Annotated in this window: 20 protein-coding genes and 1 pseudogene; 10 read left to right on the top strand and 11 right to left on the bottom strand. The window is 72.4% G+C overall.

Going from position 1 to position 17,891, the window contains the following annotated elements:
• The 4 genes and pseudogenes from RIN80_RS02190 to rsmI form a co-directional block, all read right to left on the bottom strand.
• Nucleotides 1-305, bottom strand: a pseudogene (locus RIN80_RS02190) (resuscitation-promoting factor); the annotation flags it as partial.
• A 137-nt stretch (nt 306-442) separates the two neighbouring features.
• A complete protein-coding gene (locus RIN80_RS02185) occupies nt 443-1,324 on the bottom strand; it encodes a TatD family hydrolase (protein ID WP_309093735.1) in 882 nt (293 codons plus the stop codon).
• A 79-nt stretch (nt 1,325-1,403) separates the two neighbouring features.
• Nucleotides 1,404-1,820 carry a hypothetical protein gene (locus RIN80_RS02180; protein ID WP_309093734.1) on the bottom strand — a complete coding sequence of 139 codons (417 nt, stop codon included), beginning with the start codon at nt 1,818-1,820 and terminating at the stop codon, nt 1,404-1,406.
• 202 nt (nt 1,821-2,022) lie between these two features.
• Nucleotides 2,023-2,868, bottom strand: a complete 846-nt coding sequence (rsmI, locus tag RIN80_RS02175) for a 16S rRNA (cytidine(1402)-2'-O)-methyltransferase (protein WP_309093733.1) — start codon at nt 2,866-2,868, stop codon at nt 2,023-2,025.
• Between the two features lie 111 nt (nt 2,869-2,979).
• Between rsmI and RIN80_RS02170 the strand changes: the two genes are divergently transcribed.
• From RIN80_RS02170 to RIN80_RS02160, 3 genes are all read left to right on the top strand, one after another.
• Nucleotides 2,980-4,728: a phospholipid carrier-dependent glycosyltransferase gene (locus RIN80_RS02170; protein ID WP_309093732.1), complete on the top strand. Its 1,749-nt coding sequence runs from the start codon at nt 2,980-2,982 to the stop codon at nt 4,726-4,728.
• Between the two features lie 130 nt (nt 4,729-4,858).
• Nucleotides 4,859-6,490: a penicillin-binding transpeptidase domain-containing protein gene (locus RIN80_RS02165; protein ID WP_309093731.1), complete on the top strand. Its 1,632-nt coding sequence runs from the start codon at nt 4,859-4,861 to the stop codon at nt 6,488-6,490.
• 96 nt (nt 6,491-6,586) lie between these two features.
• Nucleotides 6,587-8,257, top strand: a complete 1,671-nt coding sequence (locus RIN80_RS02160; protein ID WP_309093730.1) for a penicillin-binding transpeptidase domain-containing protein — start codon at nt 6,587-6,589, stop codon at nt 8,255-8,257.
• A 10-nt stretch (nt 8,258-8,267) separates the two neighbouring features.
• On the opposite strand, the gene RIN80_RS02155 is transcribed toward RIN80_RS02160, so the two are convergent.
• Complete coding sequence (locus RIN80_RS02155; protein ID WP_309093729.1) at nt 8,268-8,633, bottom strand: SsgA family sporulation/cell division regulator; 366 nt, start codon at nt 8,631-8,633, stop codon at nt 8,268-8,270.
• 169 nt (nt 8,634-8,802) lie between these two features.
• On the opposite strand from RIN80_RS02155, the gene RIN80_RS02150 reads away from it, so the two are divergent.
• The 6 genes from RIN80_RS02150 (at nt 8,803) to RIN80_RS02125 (ending at nt 13,654) form a co-directional block, all read left to right on the top strand.
• A complete protein-coding gene (locus tag RIN80_RS02150; RefSeq protein ID WP_309093728.1) occupies nt 8,803-9,882 on the top strand; it encodes an energy-coupling factor ABC transporter permease in 1,080 nt (359 codons plus the stop codon).
• Between the two features lies 1 nt (nt 9,883).
• On the top strand, nt 9,884-10,645 hold the full coding sequence (gene cbiQ / locus RIN80_RS02145) for a cobalt ECF transporter T component CbiQ (protein WP_309093727.1): 762 nt from the start codon (nt 9,884-9,886) through the stop codon (nt 10,643-10,645).
• Nucleotides 10,633-11,400, top strand: a complete 768-nt coding sequence (locus RIN80_RS02140; protein ID WP_309093726.1) for an ABC transporter ATP-binding protein — start codon at nt 10,633-10,635, stop codon at nt 11,398-11,400. The genes cbiQ and RIN80_RS02140 overlap by 13 nt, the downstream gene beginning before the upstream one ends.
• 11 nt (nt 11,401-11,411) lie before the next feature.
• Nucleotides 11,412-11,873 (top strand): MarR family transcriptional regulator, encoded by a 462-nt coding sequence (locus RIN80_RS02135; RefSeq protein ID WP_309093725.1) that lies wholly within the window; start codon nt 11,412-11,414, stop codon nt 11,871-11,873.
• 112 nt (nt 11,874-11,985) lie between these two features.
• The gene (locus RIN80_RS02130; protein ID WP_309093724.1) at nt 11,986-12,444 is read left to right on the top strand and encodes an organic hydroperoxide resistance protein; all 459 of its coding nucleotides are present in this window, start codon (nt 11,986-11,988) and stop codon (nt 12,442-12,444) included.
• Between the two features lie 37 nt (nt 12,445-12,481).
• Complete coding sequence (locus tag RIN80_RS02125) at nt 12,482-13,654, top strand: serine hydrolase domain-containing protein (RefSeq protein ID WP_309093723.1); 1,173 nt, start codon at nt 12,482-12,484, stop codon at nt 13,652-13,654.
• Between the two features lie 6 nt (nt 13,655-13,660).
• Here RIN80_RS02125 and RIN80_RS02120 read toward each other — a convergent pair whose 3' ends face one another.
• From RIN80_RS02120 to RIN80_RS02105, 4 genes are all read right to left on the bottom strand, one after another.
• Nucleotides 13,661-13,936 carry a DUF1876 domain-containing protein gene (locus RIN80_RS02120; RefSeq protein WP_309093722.1) on the bottom strand — a complete coding sequence of 92 codons (276 nt, stop codon included), beginning with the start codon at nt 13,934-13,936 and terminating at the stop codon, nt 13,661-13,663.
• A 71-nt stretch (nt 13,937-14,007) separates the two neighbouring features.
• Nucleotides 14,008-14,853, bottom strand: coding sequence for a DMT family transporter (locus RIN80_RS02115; RefSeq protein WP_309093721.1), 846 nt, complete (start codon nt 14,851-14,853; stop codon nt 14,008-14,010).
• Entirely contained in the window at nt 14,850-15,365 is a 516-nt protein-coding gene (locus tag RIN80_RS02110; RefSeq protein WP_309093720.1) for a YbaK/EbsC family protein, read from the bottom strand. The genes RIN80_RS02115 and RIN80_RS02110 overlap by 4 nt, the downstream gene beginning before the upstream one ends.
• A 45-nt stretch (nt 15,366-15,410) precedes the next feature.
• Nucleotides 15,411-15,596 carry a hypothetical protein gene (locus RIN80_RS02105; protein WP_309093719.1) on the bottom strand — a complete coding sequence of 62 codons (186 nt, stop codon included), beginning with the start codon at nt 15,594-15,596 and terminating at the stop codon, nt 15,411-15,413.
• An 88-nt stretch (nt 15,597-15,684) separates the two neighbouring features.
• On the opposite strand from RIN80_RS02105, the gene RIN80_RS02100 reads away from it, so the two are divergent.
• A complete protein-coding gene (locus RIN80_RS02100) occupies nt 15,685-16,827 on the top strand; it encodes a glutathione-independent formaldehyde dehydrogenase (RefSeq protein ID WP_309093718.1) in 1,143 nt (380 codons plus the stop codon).
• A gap of 12 nt (nt 16,828-16,839) precedes the next feature.
• Here the strand turns inward: RIN80_RS02100 and RIN80_RS02095 are convergent, their stop codons facing one another.
• Together RIN80_RS02095 and RIN80_RS02090 are read right to left on the bottom strand one after the other, a co-directional pair.
• Nucleotides 16,840-17,025, bottom strand: coding sequence for a DUF397 domain-containing protein (locus RIN80_RS02095; RefSeq protein WP_309093717.1), 186 nt, complete (start codon nt 17,023-17,025; stop codon nt 16,840-16,842).
• A complete protein-coding gene (locus RIN80_RS02090; RefSeq protein ID WP_309093716.1) occupies nt 17,022-17,867 on the bottom strand; it encodes a helix-turn-helix transcriptional regulator in 846 nt (281 codons plus the stop codon). Before RIN80_RS02090 ends, RIN80_RS02095 begins: the two co-directional genes overlap by 4 nt.
• Between the last annotated feature and the right edge of the window lie 24 nt (nt 17,868-17,891).

Below are 17,891 nucleotides of genomic sequence, written 5' to 3'. Positions count from 1 at the left end.
CGGGACGCGGCTCGGGACGCGGCGCGTCCTGCCGGAACGGACTCCGGCTCCTCCGGGAACGCGGCCGCCGCCCGCCCGTCCGGGCCGCCGGCGCCCTGGCGGGGCAACCCGGGCAGCGGCGCCGTCTCATAGGCGGGCCGGTAGGTGTCCTCGGGGGCACCCGGCGCCCCGGGCGCCCAGTAGCCCAGCGTGTCGGCGCCGTGCGGACCGGCGGGCGGCGCGTCGAAACCGCCGTACACGGGATCCGCGTAGGCCGGGCCATACGTCTCGTACGTCTCGTACGTCTCGTACCGCGCGTTGCTCACGCCGACACGCTCCAGGGGCCGAGGGGTCCGAAGGGGTCCGGATCGGGCCCCCAGAACCTAGCGGAGCGATCGTCACTCTCCAAAGCGACGCGACTACGCACAGTCGTACGGCCGGGGCGGCGCGGTGGCCGCGGGGGTCAGTAGCCGAACGCGCGTTGGGTGTTCGCGCCGAGCGCCGCGGCCAGGGTGTCCTCGTCGACGCCGCGCACGGCGGCCATCGCCCGCACGGTGAGCGGCACGAGGTAGGGGGCGTTGGGCCGCCCGCGGTAGGGCGCCGGGGTGAGGAAGGGCGCGTCCGTCTCCACGAGGAGCAGCTCCAGCGGGGCGACCGCCACCGCGTCCCGCAGGTTCTGGGCGTTCTTGAAGGTGACGTTGCCGGCGAAGGACATGAAGTAGCCCGCGCCCGCGCAGATCTCCGCCATCTCGGCGTCGCCGGAGTAGCAGTGGAAGACGGTCCGCTCGGGGGCGCCCTCCTCCTTCAGCACGCGCAGTACGTCGGCGTGGGCCTCGCGGTCGTGGATGACCAGGGCCTTGCCGTGCCGCTTGGCGATCTCGATGTGGGCGCGGAAGGACCGCTCCTGCGCGTCCTTGCCCTCGGGCCCGGTGCGGAAGTAGTCGAGGCCGGTCTCACCCACGCCCTTGACCTGCTCCAGCGCGGCCAGCCGGTCGATCTCGGCGAGCGCGTCGTCCAGGGCCGCCTGACCGCCGGGTGCGCGGGCGCCCTGCCGCGACCAGCCGTCGGGGTCGCCGTGGACGATCCGGGGCGCCTCGTTCGGGTGCAGGGCGACCGTCGCGTGGACGGCGTCGTACGCGGCGGCCGTGTCCGCGGCCCAGCGGGAGCCCGTCAGGTCGCAGCCGACCTGCACCACCGTCGTCACCCCGACCGACGCCGCCTTGGCCAGCGCCTCCTCGACCGTGCCGGACTGCATGTCCAGATGGGTGTGGGAGTCGGCGACGGGCACCCGCAGGGGTTCCGGCAGCGGGGGCGCGGCGTGCTTGTCGGAGTCGTTCGAAGGCATGCCCCGATCCTACGAAAGGGCGACGCCCTCCCCGGCGGGGGAGGAGCGGGGAGGGCGTCGACAAGGAGAGCCGGACGGGTCAGCTCGCCTTGCGCTGGAAGGGGTGGAGCAGGTCGGACAGGTGCCAGTGGTGCTGCGCGCGCGGCTCGGCCGGGCCCTCGGCCTCCGGGGTGGGCGCCTCGACGGGCCCGGCGGGCGGCGGCACGCGGTGGGACCGGTGCGCCGCGTCACGCGCCGACGCGACCCGCCCGGGCCGCATGATGCGCACGACGTGACCGTCGCAGTTGTGGCAGCTGGGCCTGCTCAGCGGGGAGGGCACGATCTTGCCGTCCGCGACGTAGAGGACGAACTCGTGGCCCGTGCCGTCCGTGTGGTGCTCAATCTCGTACGACTGCTCCCACCCGTGCCCGCACCGCATGCAGGCGAAGGAGTAGGACTCGTTGACGACGGCGGTCGCACCGGCGCGGAGCCCGGTCCGCCCTGCGATCTCACTCATGCCAGCTCCTGGTTCCGCTGAGGCGTGAGGGCGGTTCGGCCCTCGCGGTCCAGTGGACTCCTCAGCCGGTCCGAAGGCAGCAGACCTGTCGACTGTTGGCCCCGTTTTGGGCGTCCCTTGCCCTGGGCCCCCGGCGCTTTTACCCCCGCATGGGGCGCCCGCTCACATGACAAGCGCCCTGCTCAGAGGCGATGGCGGATGTTCAGCCGACGTTCTTCGCGGCGACCACGGCGTCGAAGACGACCCTCTTGGGCACACCGGCCTCCACCGCCACCGCGGCGATCGCCTCCTTGCGCCGCTCCCCGGCCTCCTCCCGCACCCGCACCCGCCGCACCAGTTCCTCGGGCCCCACGTCCTCCGGTCCCCGCTCCGGCGCCCCCTCCACCACGACGGTGATCTCCCCGCGCACGCCCTGCGCGGCCCAGACGGCCAGCTCGCCGAGCCCGCCCCGCCGCACTTCCTCGTAGGTCTTGGTCAGCTCCCGGCACACCGCGGCCCGTCGCCGCTCCCCGAAGACCTCGGCCATCGCCGCCAGCGTGTCGTCCAGCCGGTGGGGCGCCTCGAAGTACACGAGCGTCCGCCGCTCCCCGGCCACCTCGCGCAGCCGCCCGAGCCGCTCCCCCGCCTTGCGCGGCAGGAACCCCTCGAAGCAGAACCGGTCCACGGGCAGCCCCGACAGCGCGAGCGCGGTGAGCACCGCGGACGGCCCGGGCACGGCCGTCACCCGCACGTCCCGCTCGACCGCGGCCGCGACGAGCCGGTACCCCGGGTCGGACACGGACGGCATCCCCGCGTCCGTGACGAGCAGCACCCGCGCCCCGCCCACCAGCGCCTCGACCAGCTCCGGCGTCCGCGCGGACTCGTTGCCCTCGAAGTACGACACCACCCGGCCCCTGGGCGTGACGCCGAGCGCCTGGGTCAGCCGGCGCAGCCGCCGCGTGTCCTCGGCGGCGATCACGTCGGCCCCGGCCAGTTCCTCGGCGAGCCGGGGCGGCGCGTCCGCGATGTCGCCGATGGGGGTGCCTGCGAGTACGAGGGTTCCGATCACGCTCCCATCCTCCCAGGGGCGGGGGACGCGCACTCCTCCCAGGGGCGGAGGATGCGGACGCATACCGGCCATGCACGGGACTCACACAGCACGGTTCCCTACGATGGCGCGGTGACCAGTACCGCGTCCTCCACGGACACCCCGCAGGGCCAGGCGCCGCACGAGCAGCGGCCGCCCTGGCAGCAGCGGCTGCGCCGCTTCGGCTACCAGGGGCAGCCCAGCAGCGACGCCCGTGACGTCCGTGACCGCCTGGTGCCGCCGTACACCGAGCCCTCGCCGCGCCTGTGGGCGGCGCTCGGCGTCCCGCACAAGACGGCGGTGCGGCTGGTGCGCTGGTCGGGCTGGGTCGGCCCGCTGCTGGTCACGCTGCTGGCGGGGGTGCTGCGGTTCTGGAACCTGGGCAGCCCCAGGGCGGTGATATTCGACGAGACGTACTACGCCAAGGACGCCTGGGCGCTCGTCCACCGCGGCTTCGAGGTCAACTGGGCCAAGAACGCCAACGACCTGGTCCTGTCGTCGGGCGGGAACGTCCGGCTCCCGACCGACGCGGCGTACGTCGTGCATCCGCCGGTCGGCAAGTACGTCATCGGGCTGGGCGAGCTGCTGTTCGGCTTCGACCCGTTCGGCTGGCGGTTCATGACGGCCCTGCTCGGCACGCTGTCGGTGCTGCTGCTGTGCCGGATCGGCCGCCGGCTGTTCCGCTCCACGTTCCTGGGCTGCCTGGCGGGCGCGCTGATGGCGCTGGACGGCCTGCACTTCGTGATGAGCCGCACGGCGCTGCTCGACGGTGTGCTGATGTTCTTCGTGCTGGCCGCGTTCGGCTGTCTGCTGGTCGACCGGGACAAGGCCCGCGAGCGGCTCGCCGCCGCGCTCCCGGTGGATCCCGACGGCCGGGCCCGGCCCGACCGGCACGCCGCGGAGGCGACCCGCCTCGGATGGCGCCCCTGGCGCTGGGCGGCGGGCCTGATGCTGGGGCTGGCCATCGGCACGAAGTGGAACGGCCTGTACATCCTGGCCGCCTTCTGCCTGATGGCGGTGTTGTGGGACGTCGCCTCGCGCCGGGTCGCCGGTGCGCGGCACCCGTACAGCGCGGTCCTGCGCCGCGACACGGGCCTGGCGTTCCTCGCCACGGTGCCGGTCGCCCTGGTCACCTACCTCGCCTCCTGGACCGGCTGGATCCTCTCCGCGACGAACGGCTCGGGCGGCTACTACCGCAACTGGGCCGCGACCGACGGCAGGGGCGGCAGCTGGACCTTCCTGCCCGACTGGCTGCGCAGCCTGTGGCACTACGAGCACCAGGTGTACGAGTTCCACGTCGGGCTGTCCTCGCCGCACACCTACCAGTCCAACCCGTGGAGCTGGCTGGTCCTCGGCCGCCCGGTGTCGTACTTCTACGAGTCCCCGGCGCCCGGCAAGGACGGCTGCCCGGCCGACGCCGGCGAGAAGTGCGCCCGCGAGGTCCTGGCCCTCGGCACGCCCCTGCTGTGGTGGGTCGCCTGCTTCGCGGTGCTGTACGTGCTGTGGCGCTGGTTCTTCCGCCGCGACTGGCGCGCGGGCGCCATCGCCTGCGGCATCGCGGCCGGTTACCTGCCCTGGTTCATGTACCAGGAGCGCACGATCTTCTTCTTCTACGCCGTCGTCTTCCTGCCCTTCCTGTGCCTGGCGGTGGCGATGCTCCTGGGGGCGATCACCGGACCGCCCCGCTCCACGGACACCCGCCGCGTCGCGGGCGCCACGGCGGCGGGCGTCCTGGTCCTGCTGATCACCTGGAACTTCATCTACTTCTGGCCGCTGTACACGGGCCAGGCGATCCCGATCGACGACTGGCGGTCGCGGATGTGGCTGGATACCTGGGTCTGAGCCGTTATTCGGTCAAGAAATCGAATCAGCTGCTCCTTGTGTCGCCCCGTGCGCCTAGAGTGCTCACGGATCGAGCTTCTGAACGCGTTCAAAGGAGCGCGCGAGGCTCGCACGGGGAGGGGACGGCCCAATGGGCAAGGGGGTCAAGGCCGCCGTCATAGGCGGCGTGTTCGCCGTGATGCTGGGCGGTGCCGGATACGGCACCTACAACATCATGAGCGCGCTGAACGGTGACGGGGGCGGCAGCGGGGTGGCCGCGGAGAAGAAGTCGGGGCCGCCCGGGAAGGACGAGGTCGAGAAGACCACCGACGGGTTCTTCGCCGCCTGGGAGCAGGGCGCGACCTCGACGGCCGCGTCGTACACCAACAACGACGCGGCCGCCGAGCAGCTGCTGACCGCCTTCGAGGACGAGGCGCACATCAGGGACGTGAAGATCACGCCGGGTACGGTCCGGGGCACCACCGTGCCCTTCACGGTGAAGGCGAAGGTGGCCTACGACGGGAAGTCCAAGCCCCTGAGCTACCAGAGCCGGCTGACGGTCGTGCGCGGGCTCACCACCGGCCGGGCCCTGGTCGACTGGCAGCCGTCCGTCGTGCACCCCGAGCTGAGGAAGGACGACACCCTCGTCACCGAGGAGTCGGCAGCCCCGCCCATCGAGGCCGTGGGGCGCGACGGCTCCGAGCTGACGAAGGAGAAGTACCCCTCCCTCGGCCCGGTCCTGGACGCCCTGCGCGACAAGTACGGCGAGAAGGCCGGCGGCACCCCCGGGGTCGAACTGGTCGTCCGGCACACCGCCGGCAACGCTCCCGACACCCCGCTGCTCACCCTCGCCGAGGGCGAGCCGGGCAAGCTCACCACCACGATCAGCCCGAGCGCCCAGGCGGCGGCCGAGCAGGCGGTCAAGCGGTTCGCCCAGTCCTCGGTGGTGGCCGTCAAGCCCAGCACCGGCGAGGTGCTGGCCGTCGCCAACCACCGCGCGGACGCCTTCAACGCGGCCTTCCAGGGCAAGGCGGCACCCGGCTCCACCATGAAGATCATCACCGCCGCGATGCTCATCGACAACGGCGTGACCTCGATGAACGGCCCGGCTCCCTGCCCCGACACCGCCGTGTGGCAGAGCCAGACGTTCAAGAACCTGACGGGCATGGCGCCCAACGAGAACGCCACGCTCGCCAACAGCTTCCTGCGCTCCTGCAACACCGCCTTCGTCAAGCTCATCGACGAGGAGCCGCTCACCGACGCCTCGCTGGCCCAGGAGGCCGAGGAGCGCTTCGGGCTGGGGCGGGACGACTGGAAGACGGGCATCGCCTCCTTCGACGGCAGCGTCCCGGCGGCCGGCGGCCCGGACCGGGCGGCCGGCGCCATCGGGCAGGGGCAGGTGCAGATGAGCCCGCTGAACATGGCCTCGGTGACCGCCACCGCCATCACCGGCACCTTCCGCCAGCCCTACCTCGTCTCCCCCGAGCTGGACGGCCGGCAACTGGCGCGGGCGCGGGGCCTGCAGGCGGGCACCGCCGCCCAGCTGAAGCAGATGATGCGGCTCACCGCCACCCAGGGCACCGCGCAGGAGGCCATGCGCGGGCTCACCGGCGACATCGGCGCCAAGACCGGATCGGCCGAGGTCGACGGCAACGCGAAGTCCAACAGCTGGTTCACCGGCTTCCGGGGCGACATCGCGGCGGCGGCCATGACCGAGGAGGGCGGGCACGGCGGCGACGCGGCCGGGCCGATTGTCGCAGCCGTGCTACGAACGGGTGGCTGATCTCACCCGCGCCGGACGGGACTCTAGGGTGGTGGCCGTCGTTGGGACGGCTGAGGGTGACGGGGACCCCGGGGATTCACGGAGGACAGAACAGCAGTGGGCAACAGAAGGCGCGTCGCCGAGCGACGGAAGACGAGTCCCGCCGTGATCGGCGGGATGATCGCCGTGGTCGTCGTGGGTGCCGGGGCCGGAGCCTACGCGCTGTACGGCGGTGGCGCCGCGGCGGACGACGGGACCCGCGCGTCCTCGGACGGCAAGCCCGAGGTGAGGACCGGGCCGCTGTCGGCCACCGAGGTCACCACCACCGCCCGCGCCTTCCTCACCGCCTGGCAGTCCGGCAGGCTCCCGCAGGCCGCGGCCGCCACCGATGACCCGGCCGCGGCCCGGGCCCTGCTCACCGGCTACGCCAAGGACGCCCGCGTCAAGGACGTCACCCTCACCCCGGGCGCGCGCACCGGCGACAGGGTGCCGTTCGCGGTCAGGGGCACGGTGGCCTACAAGGGCACCGAGAAGCCGCTGGCGTACACCGGCGCCCTCACCGTCGTCCGCCGCGCGAGTGACGGAAAGCCCCTGGTCGACTGGCACGCGGCGGTCGTCCACCCCGACCTGAGGGACGGCGACCGGCTGGTCACCGGCGAGGCGGGCACGCCCCCGGTCAAGGCGCTCGACCGCGACGGCGGCGAACTGACCAAGGAGAAGTACGCCTCGATCGGCCCGATCCTGGACGGCCTGCGCGAGAAGTACGGCAAGAAGGCCGGCGGCAAGGCGGGCATCGAGCTGCGGGTCGTGCGCGGGAAGGCCGCCAAGGCGGAGGACCTGTCCGACAAGACGCTGCTGGAGCTGAGCGAGGGCACGCCGGGCACGGTGAGGACCACCCTGGATCCGGCGCTCCAGGCCGCCGCCGAGAAGCAGGTGGCGAAGAAGGCCCGGTCCTCGGTCGCCGTGGTGCGGGTGTCGACCGGTGAGATCCTGGCCGCCGCCAACGCCTCCCCCGGCTTCAACACCGCCTTCCAGGGCTCCCTGGCCCCCGGCTCCACGATGAAGGTCGTCACCTCGTCGCTGCTGATCGAGAAGGGCCTGGCCTCGGCCGACAAGAAGCACCCGTGCCCCAAGTACTTCACGTACGGCCACTGGAAGTTCCAGAACGACGACAAGTTCGAGATCAAGGACGGCACGTTCAAGGCGAGCTTCGCCCGCTCCTGCAACACGGCCTTCATCAGCCAGGCGCCCAAGCTGAAGGACGACGACCTGACCAGGCAGGCCCAGCAGGTGTTCGGCCTGGGGCTGAACAACTGGGCGATCGGGGTGCCGTCCTTCGACGGCGCGGTGCCGGTGCAGTCGGCGGCCCAGATGGGTGCCTCGCTCATCGGGCAGGGCGGGGTGCGGATGAACCCGCTGAACATGGCGTCGGTGTCGGCGACCGTGAAGGCCGGCACCTTCCGCCAGCCCTACCTGGTCTCCCCGGAGGTGGACGGACGCAAGCTGGCGACGGCCTCGCGCACGATGTCGGCGGGCACGCTGTCCCAGTTGCGCGAGCTGATGGCGTACACGGCGGCGGCCGGCACGGCGGCCGAGGCGATGGCCGGGGTCGGCGGGGACGTCGGCGCGAAGACCGGCTCCGCCGAGGTCGACGGGCAGAAGAAGCCCAACGGCTGGTTCACGGCCTACCGGAACGACCTGGCGGCCGCGGGCGTGGTCCAGCAGGGCGGGCACGGCGGCTCCACGGCCGGCCCGATCGTCGCGGCCCTGCTGAAGGCGGGCGGCTGAGCCCCGGACCCTAGTGCGTCACCGGTTCCGCGGCGGCCGTGTACGTCCGCCGCAGGAACCGCAGCAGCGCCTGCCGCTCGAACTGCACCACCGACACGCCCTGCGCGGAGTGGAACTCCACGATGGCCTGCACCCGGCCGCACGGCCAGACCCGCACCTCGCCGCTGCCCGCGGGGGCCCGCAGCCCTTCCTCCAGCAGCCGGCGGTCGAAGGCCCACTCCCCTCCCCCGGCCCCGGGCAGGCGGATCCGCACGAGGCGCGGGTCGTGCTCGGGGTCGTACCGCAGGGTGACCGGAATCGACTCCAGCTCGTCGATCAACGGGGCCGCCGCGTCCGTGACGATGCGGGCTCGCGCGTACTGCTCGACTACGGACATCGGACGGTCCCTTCACCGTGCGTCGTCTCCGAAGAGAAAGTGCACCCACCCCCTCCCCAATGTCCCATATTTTCCGGTTTTCGCCCCTTGAGGGCGCGCATATCACGGATGAGATAAAACGAGGAGCACGCTCTTGCATATCGTTCGCATCTAGCCACATCATCGAACGGTGCATGTACCTGACGGCTTCATCAACGCCCCCACCTCCGCGGCCACCGGCGTGATCGCCGCGGGCGCCGTCGCCGTGAGCCTGCGCGGCGCACGGCGTGAGCTCGACGAGCGCACGGCGCCGCTGGCCGGCCTCGTCGCGGCGTTCATCTTCGCGGTGCAGATGCTCAACTTCCCCGTCGCGGCGGGGACCAGCGGCCATCTGCTCGGCGGCGCGCTGGCCGCGATCCTCGTGGGGCCGTACACGGGTGTCCTGTGCGTCTCCGTCGTGCTGCTCATGCAGGGCATCCTCTTCGCCGACGGCGGTCTGACGGCGCTCGGCGTCAACATCACCAACATGGGGATCGTCACCGTGGTGGTGGCCTACGCCCTCTTCCGCGGCCTGGTGAAGGTGCTGCCCCGCTCCCGCCGCTCGGTCACCGCGGCCTCCTTCGTCGCCGCCCTGGTCTCCGTCCCGGCCGCCGCCCTGGCCTTCACGCTGATGTACGCCGTCGGCGGCACCACCGACGTCTCGATCGGCAAGGTCGCCACCGCCATGGTCGGCGTGCACGTCCTCATCGGCCTCGGCGAGGCCGTGATCACCGCGCTGACGGTGGGTGCCGTCGTCGCCGTACGGCCGGACCTCGTGCACGGGGCGCGCGGACTGGAGCAGAGGCTGAAGCTGCGGGTCGACGGCGAGCTCGTCGACGCCCCGGGGCCCGAGCCGGTGCCCGTCGCCGCCCGCACCTCGCGGCGCACGCTGTGGATCACCGGTCTGGTCACCTCGCTCGTCCTCGCCGGCTTCGTCAGCTTCTACGCCTCCGCCGACCCGGACGGCCTGGAGAAGGTCGCCTCCGACCACGGCATCGACAAGAAGGCCGAGGAGCACACCGTCGCGGACTCCCCGCTCGCCGACTACGGCGTCAAGGACGTCGACGACGCGCGCCTGTCCGGAGGGCTGGCCGGGGTCATCGGCGTGGGCGTGACGGTGGTCGCGGGCACGGGCGTGTTCTGGGCGGTGCGCCGCCGGCGCACCGCGGACACCTCGCCGTCCGCCGTGGAGCAGCCCTCCGTGGAGCGGTCCGCCGCGAAGAGCGTCTGACATGGGTGCCGGGCACGCGCACAAGCTCTACCGGCACGGGCACTCGCCCGTGCACGGCCTGCCGCCGCACACCAAGCTGGCCGCCGTGTTCGCCTTCGTGGTGGTCGTGGTGTCGACACCGCGGGAGGCCATGTGGGCGTTCGGCCTGTACGCCGTCCTGCTGGGGGTCGTGGCGTACGTCGCGCGCGTGCCCGCCGCCTTCCTGCTCGGGCGGCTGCTGATCGAGGTGCCGTTCGTGGCGTTCGCGGTGCTGATGCCGTTCGTGGCGGAGGGCGAGCGGGTCGAGGTGCTCGGGCTGTCCCTGAGCGTGAACGGGCTGTGGGGCGCCTGGAACGTGCTCGCCAAGGGCACGCTCGGCGTGGCCGCGTCCGTCCTGCTCGCCGCCACCACCGAGCTGCGCGAACTGCTCCTCGGCCTGCAGCGGCTCAGGCTCCCTCCGCTGCTCGTGCAGATCGCGTCCTTCATGATCCGCTACGGCGACGTCGTCACCGACGAGATGCGGCGCATGCGGATCGCCCGGGAGTCGCGCGGCTTCGAGGCGCGGGGCGTGCGCCATTGGGGCGTGCTCGCCAAGACGGCGGGCGCGCTGTTCATCCGTTCCTACGAGCGCGGCGAGCGCGTGCACCTGGCCATGCTCAGCCGCGGGTACGCCGGTTCCATGCCGGTCATCGACGAGGTGAGCGCGTCCCGGGCGCAGTGGTCGTACGCGCTCGCCCTCCCGGGCGCCGCTCTCGCCGTCTGTCTGCTGGGATGGACCCTGTGACTGCTTCCCTTGAGGTCTCGGGCCTCGCCTTCGCCTACCCCGACGGGCACCAGGCCCTGTTCGGGGTCGACTTCTCGATCGCGCGCGGTGAGCGGGTCGCCCTCCTCGGGCCGAACGGCGCCGGCAAGACGACCCTGGTGCTGCACCTGAACGGCATCCTCACCGGCGGCGCCGGCACGGTGAAGGTCGCCGGGCTGCCGGTGGACAAGCGGAACATGGCCGAGGTCAGGCGCCGGGTCGGCATCGTCTTCCAGGACCCGGACGACCAGTTGTTCATGCCGACGGTCCGCGAGGACGTGGCGTTCGGGCCGGCGGCGGCCGGGCTGAAGGGCCCGGAGCTGGAGCAGCGCGTGGACCGGGCGCTGGAGCGGGTCGGCATGGCGCAGTTCAAGGACCGGCCGCCGCACCACCTCTCCTTCGGGCAGCGCCGCCGGGTGGCCGTCGCGACCGTGCTGGCGATGGAGCCGGAGATCCTCGTCCTGGACGAGCCCTCCTCCAACCTCGACCCCGCCTCCCGCCGCGAGTTGGCCGACATCCTGCGCTCGCTGGACGTGACGGTGCTGATGGTCACCCACGACCTCCCCTACGCGCTGGAGCTGTGCCCGCGCTCCCTGATCCTCAGCGAGGGCGTGATCGCGGCGGACGGCCCGACCGCCGAGCTGCTCTCCGACGAGGAGTTGATGCGGGCGCACCGTCTGGAGCTGCCGTTCGGCTTCGATCCGCGTTCCGTGCCGGCCGCGCCCGCCCGTCCGTGAACAATGGGCGCGTGACGAACGAGGAGAGCGACGCGTCGCTGCTGCTGGACCAGCAGCTGTGCTTCGCGCTGTACGCCGCCCAGCGCGCGGTGACGGCCGCCTACCGTCCGCTCCTCGACGACCTCGGCCTCACCTATCCCCAGTACCTCGTCCTGCTCGTGCTCTGGGAGCGCGGCGAGACCTCGGTCAAGGAACTGGCCGCGGCCCTGCGCCTCGACTACGGCACCGTCTCGCCGCTGCTGAAGCGGCTGGAGTCGGCGGGTCTGGTACGGCGTGCGCGGTCGGTGCGGGACGAGCGGTCGGTGCGCGTGGCGCTGACCGGGCGCGGGGAGGAGCTCCGCGAGCGGGCCGCCCGCGTGCCCGGGGCGCTGCTCGCCGCCACAGGCCTGGACGCGGCCCAGGTCGCGCGGTTGCGCGCGGAGCTGGGACTGCTGGCGGAGCGGGCGGACGCGGCGGCGGACCGGGCCCGCTGATCCCGCAGTCGGGTTACCCCCGGTTGCCACCCCCCTGGTGCCCACGGCGGTTACTGGTCAGTACCTTGTGCACGATGTACTTGCGCGCATCTGTTCCTGGGGAAGGCCCGCCATGACCGAAGCCACCGCTGCCACCGTCGCCGGAGACACCCGGCCCACGAAGATCGTGTACGTCGCCGAGGCCACCGCCCACGGCGGCCGCGAGGGCTATGTCACCAGCCAGGACGGACAGCTCGACCTCAAGGTCGCGATGCCCCCGCAGCTCGGCGGCGACGGCAACGGCACCAACCCCGAGCAGCTCTTCGCGGCCGGCTACAGCTCCTGCTTCCACAACGCCCTGATCCTGGTCGGCAACCGCGAGGGCTACGACCTCACCGGCTCCACGGTCTCCGCGAAGGTCGGCATCGGCCCCAACCGGCAGCGCGGCTACGGCCTCGCGGTCGCCCTCGCCGTCTCCCTGCCGGTCGTCGACCCCGACCTCGCGACGCGGCTGGTGGACGCGGCCCACGAGGTCTGCCCGTACTCGAACGCGACCCGCGGGAACATCGACGTGACCATCCTGCTTGGGTGAAGGGGAGCGAACCGGCGGATCGAGGAGGAGTACGGACGTGGACGTGCACGGCACAGTGGCCGAGGGCTTCGAGCCGGTCAGGGAAGCGTTCGTGCGGAACTTCGAGGCCCTCGGGGAGCGGGGCGCGGCGGTCGCCGTGCTGCGGGGCGGGCGCCCGGTCGTCGACCTGTGGGCCGGCACGAAGGACGTCGACGGCACGGCCCCCTGGGAGCGGGGCACCGCCCAGGTGGTGCGCTCGGCGACGAAGGGTGTCGCGGCGGCCGTCCTGCTGCTGCTGCGCCAGCGCGGGCTGCTGGACCTGGACGCCCCGGTGGGCCACTACTGGCCGGAGTTCAAGGCGCGGGGCAAGGAGCGGGTGCTGGTCCGGCACGTGCTGAACCACCGGGCCGGGCTCCCGGTCCTGGACCGGCCCCTCACCCCCGAGGAGGCCCTCGACCCGCTGCGGGGCCCGGCGGCCGTCGCCGCGCAGGCCCCGGTCTGGGAGCCGGGCACCGACCACGGCTACCACGCGCTGACCTACGGCTGGCTGGTCGACGAACTGGTGCGGCGCGTCACCGGCCAGGGCACCGGCGAGTGGCTGGCCGCGCAGATCACCGGCCCGCTCGGGCTCGACCTGTGGCTCGGCCTGCCGGCGGCGGAGGCGGGGCGGGTCGGGCGCGTGGGCCGCGTCGAGGGCCCCGAGCCGGCCGGCGGGCTGCGCGCCCGCCCCAAGCGCTCGGTCACCGAGGCCTACGGGGACCCGGAGTCCCTCACCCGCCGCGCCTTCGCCGCCATCACCCCGTTCCCGGAGCAGAACGACCCCGCCTACCTCGCGGCGGCCCTGCCCGCGACCAACGCCGTCGCGACGGCGGACGGCCTGGCCCGCTTCTACGCGGCGCTGATCGGCGACACCGCCGGTGCCGCCCGGCTGTTCACGCCGGAGACGGTGGAACTGGCCCGGGCCGAGGAGTCGGCGGGCCCGGACCGGGTGCTGGTGGTCGGCACCCGCTTCGGCCTCGGCTACATGCTGCACGGCACCGCCTCCCCCTTCCTCGCCCCGGGCTCCTTCGGCCACCCGGGACGCGGCGGCGCCCTCGGGTTCGCCGACCCGGAGGCGGGAATCGCCTTCGGCTACGTCACCAACGGCTTCCGCAAGACGGTGACGGCGGACCCGCGGGCGCAGGGGCTGGTGCGGGCGGTGCGGGACGTGCTGGGCCGGCAGTCCTCCTGAGCCCCGCTAGACGTGGATCGGGTGGGAGGTCCGCCCGGACGCCTGGTCGATCTCCTCGTGCGCCTTGGTCAGCAGCCGCATGGCGAGTTCGTTGAGCGCCCGGGCCCCGGCGATCTCCTCCCCGACCCGGGGCTGATTCGCGTCGGACCGGTGCCGGCTGGCGTGCCCGTGCGCCCGTACCTCGGTGCCGTCGGGCAGGCGGACCATCGCGGCCGCGCGGGTGTGCTGGTCGTCCTCCATGAACTCCAGCTCGACGTGCCATCCCGTGGTCGTGTGCGTCATGTGGATCACCTCCGGAGCGTCTAGTTCCAGGGTGCTCCCCTCACCCGCCCGACGCACCCGTCCCGCAAGGCCTACCCGGCGTGCAGCATCAGCCCGATGCCGACGACGAGCAGCCCGGCCGCCGCGATCCTCGGCACCCCGAACCGCTCCTTGAAGAACACGGCCCCGATCGCCGCGCCCACGATGACCGACGACTCGCGCAGGGCCGCGATGGGCGCGAGTGCGGCCCGGGTCTGGGCCCACAGCACGAGCGCGTAGGCGGCGACGGACAGCGCCGCTCCGGCCAGTCCGAGCGCGGCGAAGGGGCGCAGCACCGCCGCGGTCCCCCCGCGCCAGCGCCACAGGGCGTACGTCGGGAGCACCGCCCCCTGGACCGCCATCAGCCAGGCGACGTAGCCCAGGGAGGACCCCGAGGCGCGCACGCCCAGCCCGTCGACCACGGTGTACGCCGCTATCGTCAGCCCGGTCGCCAGGGCCGCCCCGATCGCCGCCCAGTCGGGCCGGCGACCGCGCAGCCCCCACAGGGCGACGCCGGTCAGCCCCGCGCAGGCCAGGGCGATCCCGGCGGCGGCCCGGCCGTCGGGCACCTCGTCGGCGAGCAGGGCGGCGAGCACGGTCACGACCAGGGGCGCGGTGCCGCGCGCGATGGGGTAGGCCTGGCCGAAGTCCCCCAGCCGGAAGGACCTCATCAGCAGGGCGTAGTAGGCGATGTGGATGACGGCGGAGCCCAGCAGGTACGGCCATGCCGCGGCCGCGGGGAACGCCGCGAACGGCGCCAGGGCCAGCCCGATCAGCAGCCCGCCGCCCGAGATCAGCGCGAAGCCGGCCAGCTTGTCGGTGATCTGGTGGGCGAGGGCGTTCCAGCAGGCGTGGGTCACGGCGGCGAGCAGGACCGCGGCGGTGACCAGTGGCGTCACGAGGTGCGCTCGCGCACGTCCACGAGGATGCCGCCGGCGTGGCTGACGAGGTCGCGCGGCGCCATCGGGAAGACGGTGTACGGCGTCCCGGCGGCGGCCCAGACGATGTCGTGGGCGAGCAGGGAGCGGTCGGCGAGGACGCGGGTTCTGGTGCGGTGCCCGAAGGGCGGCACGCCGCCGATGGCGTATCCGGTGGTCTCCCGCACGGCCTCGGCCCGGGCCCGGGTGACCTTCCGCGCCCCGAGTTCCTCGCGCACGCGCTCGACGTCCACGCGGGAGGCGCCGTCCATGAGCACGAGCACGGGGACCCCGTCCGCCGCGAAGATCAGGGACTTGCAGATCTGGCTCAGTCCGCAGCCGAGCGCGGCGGCGGCCTCGGCGGCGGTGCGGGTGGCCTCGGGGAAGCGCCGCACGCGCCCTTCGAGCTCGTCGAGTCCGAGGTCTCGCAGGGCCTGGGCGAACCGGGGGTGCGCTCCGGAGCTGTCGGCGTCAGTGGCGGCTGTCGTCGTCATGCGGGCACGCTAGCGGTGCGTGTAGCAGACACGCGAGCCGGTTTCTCAGGCGGCGCCGTCCTCCGCGGGGACGTCCGCGAACTCCCACCACGCCAGGGGCAGCCAGTCCCCGTCGACGAAGCCGTCCACGGATTGGCCGGTGCCGCGGATGGCCACACGGGTTCCCACGGGGTACGTCCGGCCGGACAGGCCGGAGACCGTTACGAGCAGAGTGCCGATACGTCGTGACAAGGCCGTAGATCCTTTCTCCTCTTGGTGCAAATCGTCTCATCATGCACCAGCCTGGTATATGAGCCACGGCACATGGAGGTGCTTGACCATGAGGGCTGTCGTGTACAAGGGCCCCTTCGAGGTGGCGATTGAGCAAGTGGAGGATCCACGGATTCAGCACCCCAACGACGTGATCGTCCGGGTCACGTCGACCGCGATCTGCGGCTCGGACCTGCACATGTACGAGGGCCGTACCGCCGCGGAGCCGGGGATCGTGTTCGGTCACGAGAACCTCGGCGTCATCGAGGAGACAGGAGAGGGGGTCACCTCGCTCAGCAGCGGCGACCGGGTGGTCATGCCGTTCAACGTGGCCTGCGGTTTCTGCCAGAACTGTACGGCGGGGCTCACGGGCTTCTGCCTGACCGTGAACCCGGGCTTCGCCGGCGGCGCCTACGGCTATGTCGCGATGGGGCCCTACACGGGAGGGCAGGCGGAGTACGTGCGCGTCCCGTACGCCGACTTCAACTGCCTGAAACTCCCGGAGGGCACCGAGCAGGAGACCGACTTCGTCCTGCTCGCCGACATCTTCCCGACCGGCTACCACGGCAACGAACTGGCCGACGTGCGTCCCGGTGAGAGCGTCGCCGTGTACGGCGGCGGTCCGGTCGGGCTCATGGCCGCCTACTCCGCGATGCTGCGCGGCGCGAGCAAGGTGTTCGTGGTCGACCGGGTGGCCGAGCGGCTGCAGAAGGCGGAGGAGATCGGCGCCGTGCCGATCGACTTCACGCAGGGCAACCCGGCGGAGCAGATCAAGGAGCAGACCGACGGCCGGGGCACGGACAAGGGCGTCGACGCCGTCGGCTACCAGGCCCAGGCCCAGGGCGAGGACCGCGAGGAACCGGCCACCGTGCTCAACTCGCTCGTCGAGACGGTCCGGCCGACGGGCGCGCTCGGCGTGCCCGGCCTGTACGTCCCGAGCGACCCGGGCGGGCCGGACGACCAGGCCAAGAAGGGCATGCTGATGGTCTCCGTCGGGCGTCTCTTCGAAAAGGGCCTGCGCATGGGCACCGGCCAGTGCAACGTCAAGCGGTACAACCGGCAGTTGCGGGACATGATCATCGAGGGCCGCGCGACCCCGAGCTTCGTCGTCTCGCACGAACTGCCGCTGGACCAGGCCCCGTCGGCGTACGAGAAGTTCGACAAGCGGGTCGAGGGCTACACCAAGGTGGTCCTCCACCCACAGGCGGCGTAGGAGGTCCGGCTGTCACTCGGCGACGTACGCGAGGAACGACTCCCACGTGGCGGGGACTACCGTCACGTGGGGAGTCCCCGGGGTCTTGGAGTCGCGGACGTGGATCACGGCGGGAGTGTGGGCGACCTCGACGCAGTCGCCCGGCTCATTGCTGCTGCTGTAGCTGCTCTTGAACCAGTGCAGTTCCGGCGTGCTCATAGTCTCCCCAGCAATTCCTCGATGAAGGTCTGTGACTCCCGCGGCGAGAGAGCCTGCGCCCGGATCATGCCATAGCGCAGCTCAAGGACCCGCAGATCGCGAGGGCTTGAGACCGGACGGCCGTTGAACGCGCCCTCGGAACGTCCGATCGCCGTGCCGTCGGTGAACTTCAGCACTTCGATCAGGCCGGGTACTCCAGCGTGCTCCTCTCGATCGGTCGGCATGACCTGGAGCGACACGTTCCGCAACTTGGCCACCTCCACCAGGTGTTCGAGCTGTCGGCGCAACACCATCTTGCCCCCGAGTGGCCGTTCGAGCGTCACCTGTTCCTGGACAAAACTGAGATTTGGAGCCGGGTCACGCTCGAAGACTGACTTGCGGGCCAGACGTGCCGCACTCTCCCGTTCGATCACGTCGGCAGAAAGGGCAGGTTGCCGCATCTCGTAGAGCGCCTTGGTGTACTCCGGCGTCTGCAGCAGCCCGTGGATGTTGTGATTGCTGTAGAGCAGCATCTCCACCGCCCGCCCCTCCAGCTCCGCCAGTTCCCGCACCTTCTTCGGATACCGGGCCCGCTCCATGTCCTTCGTGAACGCCCTCAGATGCCCCTGGGCGTTCAGCACCCGGTCCGCCCTGTCCAGGTACTCGGGGCGGGGAATCCGCGCCCCCCGTTCCATCTTGCGGATCATGTCCTCGCCGTAGCCGAGCATGTCGCCCAGCTCGGTGACCCGCAGGCCCGCCGCCTCCCGGCACACCTTCAGCAGCTTGCCCACCGCCTGGACCAGCGGCTCGATCTCGTCGCCCGGCTCGACATCCCAGCCGGCCTCGTCGACAGCCTCGTTCATGCCCCACCTCCATCGCGCAGCCGT

The organism is Streptomyces sp., from assembly GCF_031181705.1.
GTDB lineage: Bacteria > Actinomycetota > Actinomycetes > Streptomycetales > Streptomycetaceae > Streptomyces.
This window is presented reverse-complemented; position numbering and strand designations above follow the sequence as displayed.